The sequence below is a fragment of the Bradyrhizobium sp. WSM4872 genome, from assembly GCF_055811715.1.
Window position 1 is genome coordinate 1 of the sequence record NZ_JBVVPT010000049.1, and the last position, 14,031, is coordinate 14,031.

The 14,031-nt window shown below is 57.8% G+C and carries 5 protein-coding genes and 2 pseudogenes; 4 read left to right on the forward strand and 3 right to left on the reverse strand.

Features of this window, described 5'->3' with window-relative positions; all coding sequences use genetic code 11:
• The first annotated feature begins 1,560 nt into the window (after positions 1–1,560).
• Positions 1,561–3,450 (forward strand): IucA/IucC family protein, encoded by a 1,890-nt coding sequence (locus AC0L3C_RS34925; RefSeq protein WP_473410276.1) that lies wholly within the window; start codon positions 1,561–1,563, stop codon positions 3,448–3,450.
• 401 nt (positions 3,451–3,851) lie between these two features.
• Here the strand turns inward: AC0L3C_RS34925 and AC0L3C_RS34930 are convergent, their stop codons facing one another.
• Positions 3,852–4,820, reverse strand: coding sequence for a hypothetical protein (locus AC0L3C_RS34930; RefSeq protein WP_473410277.1), 969 nt, complete (start codon positions 4,818–4,820; stop codon positions 3,852–3,854).
• Between the two features lie 1,769 nt (positions 4,821–6,589).
• Between AC0L3C_RS34930 and AC0L3C_RS34935 the strand changes: the two genes are divergently transcribed.
• Both AC0L3C_RS34935 and AC0L3C_RS34940 read left to right on the forward strand, forming a co-directional pair.
• Entirely contained in the window at positions 6,590–6,817 is a 228-nt protein-coding gene (locus AC0L3C_RS34935; protein ID WP_473410278.1) for a hypothetical protein, read from the forward strand.
• A gap of 503 nt (positions 6,818–7,320) precedes the next feature.
• Positions 7,321–8,862, forward strand: a complete 1,542-nt coding sequence (locus AC0L3C_RS34940) for an acyl-CoA synthetase (protein ID WP_473410279.1) — start codon at positions 7,321–7,323, stop codon at positions 8,860–8,862.
• A gap of 1,292 nt (positions 8,863–10,154) precedes the next feature.
• Here the strand turns inward: AC0L3C_RS34940 and AC0L3C_RS34945 are convergent.
• Positions 10,155–11,706 (reverse strand): annotated as a pseudogene (locus tag AC0L3C_RS34945) (ISL3 family transposase).
• Between the two features lie 141 nt (positions 11,707–11,847).
• On the opposite strand from AC0L3C_RS34945, the pseudogene AC0L3C_RS34950 reads away from it, so the two are divergent.
• Positions 11,848–12,878: pseudogene (locus AC0L3C_RS34950) on the forward strand (IS110 family RNA-guided transposase).
• A gap of 364 nt (positions 12,879–13,242) precedes the next feature.
• On the opposite strand, the gene AC0L3C_RS34955 reads toward AC0L3C_RS34950, so the two are convergent.
• Positions 13,243–13,950, reverse strand: a complete 708-nt coding sequence (locus AC0L3C_RS34955) for a hypothetical protein (RefSeq protein WP_473410280.1) — start codon at positions 13,948–13,950, stop codon at positions 13,243–13,245.
• Positions 13,951–14,031 lie beyond the last annotated feature (81 nt).

The window sequence follows — 14,031 nt, forward strand, 5'->3', positions numbered from 1 at the left end:
TTGCGCTTCATGCTCTGGTCCTCGTCTTGGGCCAGAGCGAACTTCAAACTGGATTAAGCCCGTGGGGCAAGGTCAAGATCGTCGGGATTTCCCGAGCTTGCGACCTGTGCGGCAGTTCGAGCACAGGAAAATACATTGCCCCGCCCCAGCGAACATGTAGCGGAGCACACTCGATTTTTGAGAGAGATACTGGCGGCCATGGACCGCAACTTTGACCATGTGGCGGCAGCTGCGCCGACGCTCTCATGGAAGATCTCCGCGCCTATAGTGCCGGCGCGCTTGATCTACGAGTCTGAGACTCTTGCCGTCGTGTTTTTCGAGCTTATGCGGTCGACGGCCTCTTGTGGGTAGTTGGACGGTGTCTCGGGTACGGCACGAAGAAAGCATCAGGAGCGTACTGATGCTTGGCTAATATGGCCTGACCCGTGCTGTCGCTGCTGCTGGGAACTGATCTGCGTGGTCCGTCAACCCGCAGGTGCACACCGCATCCAGCGCTGAGCGGCTCTCGACCTTTGAGCGACTACTACGAGCGATCAGGCCCGCCCGAATGCAACAGTAGCCGAACTTTCTGCTGAGACCTTTTGAGCTGCGCATGCAACAGGTTCCTTCGTCCGCAGCTGCTTGGGGCGTGTGGTGTTGACCGCTGCCCGCCAGATGACCTTGCGCCAATGACTCAGGTTCGAGCACTCGCGCGGGAGTAAAGTGCTGATTGTTGCCCAGTCGGTCGCCCTAATCGGCACGCCGCTAGATGGGCGTGAGCAACACGCCGTTTGAACACGCAAACGCGCCCCCAGATCTGCGCCAACTAATTCTAGTAGGCTCACACAGCGCGATCAAAATGATACCAGTCCGCCCGATCCTAAACGCACTCCCAATCTGAAGACCAACCTTCAAGAGGAGCTCTACGATGACTGAACACCTACCGTGCGTGGCCAGGAGCGGCAACGAGAACAATTCGTTCGGCCAACGCCGAGCTCCCTCTCGCATTTCACACCAGCATGACTGCATGTAACGCGAACACGACCTCGGTCGGAGCAAGTCCACATTCCGAGGCGGAAAAAGGGCCCGGCCATATGGTCCCATCGCTCCATTGCCGCGCTGGAGCAGTTGCAAGCGCGAGCGCTTCTGCCTTTGATCGACTCCGGCGCACTTGAGAGACAAGGCGGCCCTTTGCTGGTCCGATTGCCCGCACTAGGGGCAACGCATAGTTGCCGCACGGAAGACTGGTGAATCCGAGGTACGCACGAGTTCTGCCGTGCCCCTGAGCCCTGTTACGATCTGAATTCGCGGAGCCCGCTTAGTTGGAATTGCGTCGGGCTGATGTCAATGCGAACTCCGAGGAGCACCGAACGAAGGAACACCATTTTCGAACCAGGTCTTTGTGCTGGCGATCGGGTGTCACTTCTGGCCACATGGAAAGGACTTCTGATCAATGCCGCAAACCAACGTTTTTACTAAGGTACTACGTTCCGGCAGGGCGCAGCTCGTAGGATCCATCGCGCCGCTTGAAATACTGGTGCCTGCCACCTCCAAACCCCACAATTGGCCGGAGGACGCCTCATGAGTAAAACTTTGTCCTCCTCCCAGGACCCCGAACCTCAAGACCGTGCCGACCGACTTTGGTCGGACGCATCGTGCAATGCGCTCCGGCGGTTGATCCGGTGCCTGTTCGCCGAGCGTCTTTTGGACCCAAATGCATTATTATGGGCGCGCTCCTGCAACCAAGCTTGGCTTCCTCTTTGGCAGTCGCGCCGGGTCTTACATTTCACCGATCTCCGCCGGGCGCCTGCCGGAACGTTGCAAAATCGCGGTTCCGTCGAACTTCTGGATGAGACCGGCGCTCCGCATACAGTCGATGGACCCTGCGATTTCATCGAGCAGGTCGCGCCTACCTTGCAGATCTCGCCCGCATCAGACGGCATCCAACATTTAATGCGCGACGTGGAAGGCAGCATCCGTAACGATGTCCTCGCGCGTCGTCACCGGGAACGCTGGAGCGCTGAGTTGCGCAAGAAAATCGCCGAAGCAGGCGAACGCGGACTGCTCGCATATCTAGAAGGCAACTTGCCGTGCCATCTGGCGGCCGCCATGATTGATCAGTGGGGTTCGCTGGAGGGGCATCCCTTCTACCCGGCATGGAAGGCAAAATCCGACCTGCCGCCAGAGGACGTGACCGCTTTGTCGCCTGAATTCGGCGCTCGCGTGCTCGTCCGTGTCGCAGCGTTAAGCAAAGAATGGTCCTACGTGGAGAAGATGCCGCATGTCCGAAGCTATTCGGAATGGTTCTCGCGGAGTTTTCCCGAGCTCTGGCGCGACTGGGCTGAAGGATTGAACAGGCGTGGAAAGTCGCCTGAGAACTGGCTGCCACTACCCGTCCATAGTTGGCACCTTGACAAGTTCCTTCGCCGCGAATTTGCCTCCCAGATAGCTTCCGGCGTTTTCGACCCGGATGGTCCGGAACTCATGACGCTGCCTTCAATGTCGTTCCGCACAATGCTGCCGGATACAAAGGAACCGCGGCCCTTTGTCAAACTGCCGGTGGCGATCTGGATGACGAGCGAGGAGCGCACTTTGCAAGCAAAATCGATTCACATGGGACCACGTCTTAGCACCCTCATTTCCGCCATTCTGTCAAAGGAAGGCGACATTGCTGCAAAGTTGGAGATTCTGACCGAAGAGCTGGGCGCAATCCTGCACGACCCGGTGACAGGTGATGAGCATGCGGGACGCTTTCTTTCTGTTGTCTACCGGAACTCCAACCCTGTGGCGAGAAATGATGGGCTATTGCCGGTTACTGTCGCGGCGCTTCTAACAGCAAGCCCCGTCGATGGACGTCCGATCATTTGCGAGCTGATTGCGAGAAGCGGAGATGACGGCGAAGCAACCATGTATGCATTCTTTCGCGCCTACCTGAGGACGGTCATCTGGCCGACGCTTGCGATGTATCTTCTTTACGGAGTTGCTCTCGAGGCGCATCAGCAAAACAGCACGATCTTGTTTGACGAAAAGGGCGCCCCTCGAAAGCTGCTGATTCGCGATTTCGGCGACGGGCGCAGTTTCGCGCCCCTTTTTAAAGAGCGAGGCCATGACCTCAAGCCCTTTGTTCGTACAGGAATCACACCGACCACATTTGATGACGACATCAGTCTGGTCCGCTCATTCGTCATCGATGCCTGCTTCGTTTGCCACCTTCATGAAGTCGCGTTGTGCCTTCGCGAACACTATGCACCCTCGGGTACAAGCCTATGGCGCATCTTACGGGAAGAGACCGAGGCAGTGTTCGACGCGCTCAGGCCGCGCATGCTGTCTGACGAATTCTGGCTGAAAGAACGCGAGGCGTTTCTTCAGAAGCCGTGGCCAAGCCGCTCGGTGCTACAGATGCACCTGGAGCGTTATCGGGACTGTCGGATCGAGCACGAACTGCCAAACCCACTAGCTGAGGCGGAATGAGAGATACTTCTGCCGCTGTTCGTGTTGTTTACCTGGAACCCGACACTATGCTGCCTTCGTCCAGACCAGCCTCGTTTTACCGTTTGGCAACTGCTTCCTTCACCTTGCGCCGAGCCCAATCGTTAGGTAGGCTCGCTGATCTGTCGAAACCCGGCTCGACCGCTAGTGCTGCGGCGAGTCCGGCAATGGCCGGTCCAACAGGTCGCGAAAGCGATAGCACTTGCAACAGAACTCTCAGCAGATGCGGCCGGTCTGTCGCGATCGTGGGGTCGAGAAGTCGTGCATGGCCGATTAAGGTGTACCAAACGTCTTTTCGCCTCGAGCGTCTTTTGGGCAGGCCGTTCAGTGGCTGCGAACGTCGCCCGCCGTGCGGGTGTCGAGCGCCATGGAAAGCTGCCCCCTCATATTGCCTCAGACGAGAATGTTACCGAAGGAAACTCCTTTGTTCCTGGATTCGGCTTGCTACGAGTCCGAGCAAGCCGCTCGCGAAGCGTGCCCTCCATAGCGCTATAGCGAGCGAGCGGCTTGCGGTGATTAGGCGGAGGTAGCTGTCGGGCCCGGACCTCAGGCACGGAGTGTTGGTCGATGCTTAACGTGATCTCTGGGTTGTTGATGAGCTGTCGAGCGGCCCTTAAACGCCAATTCTTCACCAGCCGCTGCACCGTACGCCGCTGAAGCCGTCCGAACCGACCAGGCGCATGCACTTCCAGCCGGGAGAGAAGATCAACCGTAGGCAAGTGCGGCTCCGAAAGCCATTCTTCGATGATGGGAATGTAGGGCTCGAGCATCGATGGCCGACGTGGCACAGGCTTGCGCCGCACATAGCGGCGCCGATTAATGATCCGCGGCTCGCCCGCGTTCCAACCATCGCCGAGCTCTCGGGCAAAGGCCACCACGTCACTTCGCACCGGCGCGGGCGTCATTCCTGACATTCCAGCCCGCCGATCGACGCGCTTGCCCAGTTCGTTTTGGGCATCCCGCGTCTGCGCCAGCAATGCGAGCGGATCAAGCGAGCGGTAGATCTCCCGCAGCCTTTGTTTGAATGCCCGATCGAGATTCAGATGGACCAAGGCTCGTTCGTACGGCGTTGACGGCGGAAGATAGCGCTTGCCGACTTTGGCGCCTTCGCGGTGCTTCTCCTTGAGCTTAAACGAAGGCTCGAAGGAATTGATGTGCGGCCATGCCGCCGCAAACAGGCGAGCTAATGAGCGGGCGCCACCAATGCCTTCCAACAGTCGACAGCCCACCAAGCGGCGAACGACGGCGCCGTTCGTTTGCTCAACGAATGCCTGATCGTTCCTCTTGAAGGCCCTGGAACGAGCTATCTCGGCATTGTGAGAGCGGCACCATGACACGACCGTGACGTTCATGAAGGCGCTGTCGTTGTCACACTCGAGGCCACGAACGGGCCATGGAAATTGATTCTGCGCGTCTCGACCACAAGAGCTGTTTCACGCACGACGAGCGGCAGGCATTCGGTCCGCCCCGTTGCGAAATCCACCATTGTCATTGAACGTGCGCACCGGGACCTGCCGCCGTGCGGCACTGGAGCAGCCCGCCCGTCGTCGGCGTCCTCCGGCTGCTGCGCTCTTTACCTCACACAGTAGGCGGTCGATCGTCGCCGGCTCACCTTGGAAGCCAGCGAGCGCTCCTCGGCAGAAAGATTTAATCTTCCGTGCCGTTCACGTGCCGGAAGCAAGAACAGGATCATCGCGACGAACCGCTTACTGCAGAACCGGCCAGAGGCGTCCTATAGCCCAATCAGTGCATCGCGAATGGAAGACCCGTATGTCCGGCCGCGGCCGCCGCAGCACGGTCGATACCCATAGCTCGTCGACTGACAGTGCCCGGATCGCGTGCTTGCGATGCCATCCCGTGACGCGCAAAGCTCGTCAAGGATCCGTCCCTTCTCGCGTCGACCGCCCGCTCGATAGCGCTCGGCCCAGCGCTGATGTGCTCTCGCGCTTTGCGCGCATGCTGATCTTCCCAGCCACAGCAACCACCGAACTGATTCGGCAGCTCCGCCCCAGATACCAAAAGGAAGTTGTTTGGTAACACTTTTAGTGAGGCAATGCGGGGGCTCATTCCGGATGGCGTTTGACAGCGGGGTTAGGGGCCAGCTGGCTGCAAACGATTGTCAGTCAGGACCGCGTCTATCGGCGTTATGAATGGTAGTCATAGTACGGCTGTCTGTCAGAAAGCGCACAATCGTTGGGGAGTTTGCATGCTTTGCCACCAAGCGCAGTTATGGGGCCGCAGTTCACGGAAGGCTAATTGACCCGCATTCAATTCGAGCATGAGGTTTACACTAACATCTCTTTCTCTGACTAACTCCGCGCTGGATTGATATAGCAGGTGAGCTTTCGGTGCTCTCCTCACATCACACAGCGCGATTGTTGATTACGAATTTAGAAGAAGCCGATGCCATAGATCTAGAAGCCGACCGAAAAGCCGGCGCGGCCTCAGGACGTCCTGGCAGCGACAAGTGCGCGATCGGCATTACGACAGAAACACGGGCCAGCTGCGGTCGCACTGCCCTAGGTAATTGCGATTCCAATCGGATGGACGGAAATGCCACCAGCTGGATGGACGCTCTGTGGGGCTGGCGCCCGGGTGCGGATTAGATCGTGGCACACCGATTGCTGCGGTGAAGAATGAGCGAGCTCCGGGCCTGCGTAACGGGACAGCGATGCATTACAGCACAACAAAGGCCCCACTCATCAGGATCAACGGTCGAAGCGAATGCTCAGCTTGAGGGATTCCGGTGTTCAACGACTTGAAACAGAGGCTCGGTAACTGTGCTAAGCTGGCCCTCAAGGGGGGACGATGTTGCACGCGGAGCGTCGCGCGCCGGACTCCTGACTCGCCTGTGTCCCGAAGGCTCTGGAAAGCTCTCTGCCTCGTAAATACCGATCAATTCAGAATGCCCGGGGACGCGAGCTCTATCAAACCAGCGAAATCGTTAGGCACTGAGCTATTGTCGCAGATTGGACGATTGGCTTCGCATCGCCGCGCATTCATGCTTCAGACGAGAATATGCCTACCAAACTCCCGCAGGTCAGCATTGCCGTTTTGGGTAGATTTCGTTTGAAACGATAAATGGCGTTAGTCCATTCGCACTGACGAAAAGATGGCAAGTATGACTCCTACTCTTCCTGCTACGCATTGCTCCAGAGCGCCGGTTGTTCTTGTTGGCAAAGATCGTCGAGGCAATTGGATTGTTCGCGAACAAACCGGCATCTTTGGCGGCTTATTCAGAAATCGCGCACAAGCGCTCAAGTACGCGCTGGCTAAAAATAGTCGTTACCCAGAAGCCGTGATCAAACTGTCCAGCGAACTCGAGCTCGATATCTCTGTCAGCAAGTAGTGTCAATTCGAGACGACGCACAGTCTGGGATGATCAATTTTTGCGTCTTTTGCTGTAGTCAAGCACCAGACCTGGTGGTTGAGCAGGTGACAGGTGCATGAGACACTTGAGAATGGTTGCTCGCCATTGCTGCGTCACACTAGTTGCCGCGCAAGTGTAGCGCACGGAAGAGTTCAGGCACCTTGTTCTCGCCATACGCGGGTCGGATCCCCCTCAAAGGCAGACATCGCAGCGAGAGTTGGTTGCATGGACATGGCAAATGGAATTCATAACTGCCCCCGACACACAACTTTGTTCAACGAACGGAAAACAGTCCCAAACGCAACGCGGAGTTTATGGAGCTGCATAGGATCATTACGTTCCAGAGGCTGCTTAGGACGACGCCCTCGCGGGAGACGAGGCGATGACGTGCCGAGCCCAAATAGCCCCGCACAATGCGATAATGGCTCTTTCTCCCCCCGCCTAGAGGTGGTCAGTTCTGCTTTCGGTTCTGGAAGGACACCATGAGCGACGCGCGTCGAATGTTTTTGGGAGTTGTTTCTGGCGAACGGCGACGCACCCATAGCGACGTTACCGGTCGCGCAGGCCGCATCGCTGGCGGGCTCAATCGGCTGCACGTACGCCAGGGCGACTGTGTGGCTATACTTATGCGTAACGACATCGCCTTCATTGAAATTGCCCATGGCATTATGCAACTCGGGGCCTACGGCGTACCGGTAAACTGGCATTTCAAGCCGGCGGAGATCCGATTCATATTAGAGGATTCAGGGGCATCGGTGTTGGTTGGCCATGCCGACCTCTTGCATCCGTTGGAGAACACCATTCCGGAGAGCGTCAGCGTTCTCAGTATACCGACGCCGCCCGAAGTCATTGTTGCGTACGAGATCGATCCGAGTCGGGCGGCAAGGCCGACGTTTGCAATTGAGTTTGAAAACTGGATCACTGCGCAGGAGCACTATCATGGACGGGCTGCCCCGCAGCCGATGAGCATGATCTATACGTCCGGCACAACGGGCCACCCTAAAGGGGTGCGGCGGGCCGCACCATCTACGGAGGAGAACTCGGCCCTGGAGCATATGCGCGCAATGATCTATGGACGTGGAAAGCGGGCGCTGCTGCCGGGGCCGCTTTATCATTCCGCTCCCAATTTCTTCAGCATCCATGTGAGCAGGCTGGGCGGCGCACTGGTGCTGATGCCGCGCTTTGAGCCGGAGGAATTTTTGCGCCTTATCGAAGTGCATAATGTCGACACCACGTTTATGGTTCCGACCATGTTCAACCGCCTCCTACAGCTGCCTGAAACGGTCCGAAGCAAGTACGACTTGTCCTCGCTGCAACACGTGATCCATGCCGCAGCTCCCTGCCCCCCGGACGTCAAACGTGCCATGATCGGTTGGTGGGGCCCAATTATCTATGAGTTCTACGGCTCTACAGAATCGGGAGTCGTCACCTTTGCGACCGCAGAGGACGCGTTGAATAAGCCAGGTACGGTCGGCCGACTTTCGCCAGGCACGGAGGTTCGCTTCCTGGGAGCCGAAGGGCAAGTCTTGCCGGCGGGAGAGCTCGGCGAGATCTACTCGCGTAATCCGGCATACCCTGAATTCACCTACCACAACAGACCGGACAAACGCGCCGAGATCGAGTGCGACGGCTTCATCACTTCTGGCGATATCGGTTACATTGATTCTGATGGCTACGTATTCATTTGCGACCGGAAGCGCGACATGGTGATCTCGGGCGGGGTCAATATCTACCCGGCCGAGATCGAGGCGGTACTGCACGGACTGCCGGGCGTTCACGATTGCGCGGTGTTCGGTGTTCCGGATTCCGACTTAGGTGAGGTGCTGATGGCGGTCGTCGAGCCGCAGTCGTGGGTTACGCTGGATGTAACCGAGATTCGCGCTCGGCTGAAAACTTGCTTGGCTAACTACAAGATCCCGAGACACATCGAGATCCGGACAGGCCTCCCACGCGAAGATTCCGGGAAGATATTCAAGCGCCGCTTACGTGATCCGTACTGGAAGCAATCGGGAAGGCACATTTAGGCAGCGAACAGAAATAGAGTGTTCATCTCGCAGACGGCCATCACGGTGGTAGACGAGGCGCTTTCGAATGAAAACCCCGTATTGCTGCGCACCGGCGCACATCAGTTGGCAGGAAGTCCTCGACTGGTCTTGTGGATTGGATGAGAGTCTAAGCTACTGGGCCAACGAGATGGAGGAACCGCATACAAGTCCCACGGGTCGTATTCCGCGTATCGAGACATCGGCTGACGTGCCCACAGCGGAGACCGTTTAAGCTGCGCTCGTTCAGGAGGCGATGCAGGGACATTCTGGTTTGATCGACGGGACGTACGCAAAGACAGATACGCCGGTTTTCGCGTACTAACGCGTGGCCCGCCATTGGCTTGAACGCCAGCGGGCTCTGCCCTGCGCAGCGATGTCTTCCGCACTGGTACCGCTTTCTCTCGAACATCCTCGATCATCGCTATAGCGAGCACGTGATCGACAGTGCTAAGGCTTCTCAGCTGCGTGTGTTCTGCACCATTCACTCCTATCGTGGCTCATGCTTTCTCGACTGGAGGCATACGTTTGCATGCTGCGGTCGACGTGTGTTGGCGACGTCGCGCGATCGCCTCCACAGCAGGTCAGCACGTTAGAAACTGGATGGGGCACAGTTAAAGAAGCGTAAGCCTCCTCCGGTGAGCTTCAATTGCCCACGAATTCTCCTCCGACCAAGCCGACTAAAGGCGATGTGGGTGAGGCGCGACAGCCCGCGCCACATGACGGTATTGCCAGGGGGCGGATCGCTGGTACGCGCGAAATAGCCGCCGAGCCGGACGGATCTTGATGGGATAGTCCGAAAGCGCCATTCTGCTTTTGGTTGTCATTGACGAGGCGATCGAGGACGCCAACCCGCGACGACATCACTGGCAGAGCCGCTGGTAGTTTCGGCGAGCGCATTGTACTAGGAATGCTCGATACCACGCGGAGCGGTCCACATATGCAGCCATACCGAGCTTTGCCCAATAGCACACCGAGTTTGCGAGGTATTGTCATTGCGATGAAATCAGGATGAGGTGGCACATAGCGCAAGGCGCGCGCAAGCAGTATCGATCATCCGTAGTCTCGTGGGCAGACAGCCAAGGCGGGCAACTTTTTGGCTCCGCGCCCTGCCGCCGTACTGAGTAGATCACGCACATAACCGCATCTATCCGTTCGGCTCGTGCCATGGCATCTGTCAAGTGTGACGTTGCCGTGAATGTCAATCGGCGTTCGAGTGGGACCCCTTATCGGCATCCAAAAGGGGCTCTGACGCAATTTTGGTGCAGCACTGGTCATGTGGCGCCGATTAGCCGAGCCTGCAGCAAGTCGAGCTTGGCGCGTCCGTACATTTGGCTTTGACCGGTTTGAGTTTGTTGATTTGGCCTTCGGTCTGTCCGTTGGACCAGGACGTGGTAATGGCTGCGCTGACGGCGGATTTGTCCTTGATGACGCCGTTGGCGAAAGACATGACGAGGCTTGCGCATGCTCGTTGCAACCATGGTTCAAGCTCTCCGTGAGCCTTTGCAGATCATCGCATGGAAAGCGGCTATGATCTCTCGAGCTTCCACCAGAAGAGGAACGCCTTGCTCGATCGCCGCAACGGTGACGGTTTCTGACTTTGATAGCGTTTCGCGGCCCTTGGTCATCAGGCGGGCGATCGTTCTCGCGGACGGTATGCGCTGCAGGCTCTCAGCATTGGGCATTTCGGCACGTCGACGGCGGTCGCCCATTCGGCAACGACTCGCAGCGAGCCTCTAAATCCCTGCGCCTTGAGGCAACGCCAAAGGTCGGCGCCATTACAATGGCCAGTAGCCCACTGAGCGTTGAGCCATGGCAGGTAGTGCTCGAGCGAGCTCTCGCGCACCCTGAACACGTCGGATTGCTGACCTCGCAATACCCTGCGGATGAGGCCCCGGCTATGGCCGGTGAGCCGTACGATCTCCTTTATGGAGATGCCCGTCTCAGCCTGTTTGAGGATTGCCGCGTTGGTATCTTCTCGCCGAAGATAGCCCTCATATTGAATGCGCTCGGCGGCGGTCATTAAAGTGGGATTATGGTGGCGGAGCCGACCGCGATGCGGACCTGGCGCATGGATTCGCGAACTGCATTCAGGAAGGCGTGGCTGGCGTTCTCCATGAGGTGCCAACGGTCGGCGGCCTGGGTGGCCTGCGGAAGTGCCTTGGCCACAGCAAGGGCATAACCACCGCCGCGGTCGCGCGCGACCACAGCGATTTGTGGCTGCCCCGCGAGCCAGGCCTGTGCAGTGGCTGGCTCTCTGTCGGGTAAGAGAGTGATCGGTCGTCGCCGCTCGAGGTCACAGATGATCGTTCCGTACCGCTGATTCCGCCGCCAGGCCCAATCGTCGATGCCGATCACGCTCGGCGCAGCAAAGGGCGGACACCCGCGCTTTCTAACCACCCGAAGCAATGTGTCGTTGCTCACGGGCAGCATAAGTCGACGGGCAAAACTCGCCGCCGGGCGACCACCCAAGGCAAGGCCAAGGTGATGGACCAGAAGATCGAGCCGCGCCGTTCGCCGCGCCCCCGGCGCCAGAGCCCCGTCATCGAACCGCTCGGTGAAAATACGTCGACTGCACATAACGGTGACGCAGCGGAAGCGACGCGCCACGACCACCAGGCGAACCGGCCGCCCCGCCAGCGGCAGATCATTTAGGCGCCTCTGATATCGGCTATGGATCCGCCCAGAACTGGTCCCGCAGCTAGGACAGAGACTCGTCCCGCTCGTGGCGCGTACGGTGATCACGGTCGTAGCGCCATCACAAAACGCGCTTTCCACGTCAAATCCGCGAGGGACCAAGGCCGACGGACGTGGGGCTCGCTGCATCATATTGATTCCTTTGTGAAACTAACGCGAGCCGACGCTTGAACTTCATCAAAAGTGATGGTGTGGAACGGCCCTTCGAACTGGCATCAAAAGTGCCTAACGTGGTCGCGTAGAGAGGCGCCACAAAAGAAGGACCGTTCCATGGAGAAGATTATCACAGTGGGTTTGGATTTGGCCAAGTCGATCTTTCAAGTTCACGGCACCGCCGAAAACGGGAAAGTCTTGGTTCGTCGCACATTGCGGCGATCGCAGGTTCTATCCTTCTTTCGGAGCCTCCCAGCTTGCTTGGTAGGTATGGAGGCCTGTGCGAGTGCCCATCACTGGCGCGCGAGATAGCGGCGCTGGGCCACTCTGTCCGCATGATGCCGCCAGCCTACGTGAAGCCTTACGTCAAACGAAACAAGACCGACGCGGCGGATGCTGAAGCCATTTGTGAGGCGGTCAACCGCCCGACAATGCGGTTCGTGCCCGTGAAGACTGCCGAACAACAAGCAGCCAGCATGATTTTGCGAACGCGAGAGATGCTGATGAAGCAGCGCAGTCAGACTGCAAATGCCCTGCGTGCCCATATGGCCGAATTGGGCATTATCGCTGGCACAGGCATGGCAAGCATCGCAAAACTCCTGGTGCTTCTCCGGGACGAAAAAGACAATAGGACTCCCGGCGCCGCCCGCTTTGCCCTGATCCTATTCGCTGAACAGATTGAGCTGCTTACAACCCGCATAGAGAAGCTCGACAGAGGGATTTTGGTTGCCGTCAGAAAGGACCCTGATGCAAGGCGTCTGATGAGCATTCCGGGTGTCGGTCCTCTCATCGCCGCTACCGTTCGGACATCCGTCGTGGATGCTCGCGATTTTGCGACTGCACGAGATTTTGCGGCTTGGACGGGGCTCACACCGAGGGCACAGTCGAGCGGCGGGAAAGAAAGGCTCGGCGCGATATCAAAGCGCGGAAATCGGCAACTACGGACGCTCCTGATCGTTGGTGCGACCTCTATCATCAAGCTTGCTAAACGAGGCTTGAAAGTCCCACTCTGGATTCGGGCCATGCTGCAAAGACGGCCGGTCAAGGTCGTATCGGTCGCGCTCGCTAATAAGATTGCGCGCACGATCTGGGCCTTGCTGGTCAGAGGCGGCAACTATCAGGCGCCGGCCGCAATGCTGAAATCCTAATCTCAAGAGCTCTCCGGCGGAAGAAGAACGCTGCCGAGGAGGCAAGGTGCAAATCTGGATGAACCCCGAATGACGTCATTCCCGGTAGCAATCAGACCGCCTGACTCACTGCGCTTCGAGCGCGAGAAATTGATTGGGCGATTGCTTCCGCGGATATCATCGTGGCCAGCGGCCAGGCGCCGCGTTCACAGGCCGAACATATGACCGCACCGTCATCCCTTGTTCAACCAGAGAAAGATCTTGCAGCCCGGGCCGTTCCACATATGAGTCAGAGCCCTTATTCCATGCCGAAACACAGCCGTCAAATATCAACTCGCTGCTCCTGTAGGTCGGATAGCGAACGGTATCTCTCATGCAACGACTGTCATCTATCAGATGCTGATGGTCTGTTGCTCCTCTCGTGACAGTTAACACGGTCTCTCAATTCTTCGCCGGTGGTCCACAGAAGCCAATCATCCGCAACAATTTGCTCCTCGACCAGACGTATGATGGCTCCGCCTTCCTCATGATGCATGGTGTTATAGACGCCGCGGTCCTGGGCCCAGCTTCCTGCAAGCCCACACACGAAATCAGGATCCCACATGGCAAGAGTAACGCCGCGTAGTATCCCCGTCATGATTGTGAGAACGCCCTGGCCCCTATAGTCACCACGCACCCAAACATCGCCATGGTAAACTACTTTCCCAGTGATCTCTCGGGCCGTTGGCGCCGCACAGGTGCAGGAGTCCGTGGCATGGGCATGTTTGGTTGGGTTTGCGTAAAAGAACTTTAAAGACTCCAGATGCTCCGCTAGGCTCGTCTGGGTCAAGTCATACAGTCGAGCAGCCATAACTAGCGCGACCTCGTTGTTATGGTCGACGCCTGTAAGCCAGTATCCCTCGCCTGCTTCGATCGGTGAGCGATCGGGGCGAAAAATCGGATATGTAGGCGATTTGGTCGGAATGGACCGTGTGATCGAGACATACTCGTGGAAATCGAACCCAATCCTAAGCTGAATATCCTTCTCGGCGGCCGCATCGTCGTAGACTCGAAGAAAACGTGAGAGCTGCAACAGGTTCACTACGCTATTCATGTCTACACCCCACATCTACGATCCAACTAACATCCGGCGTCTAGCCCCGCAGCAACGACCGTTAGCATAGTGGGTCGTCTC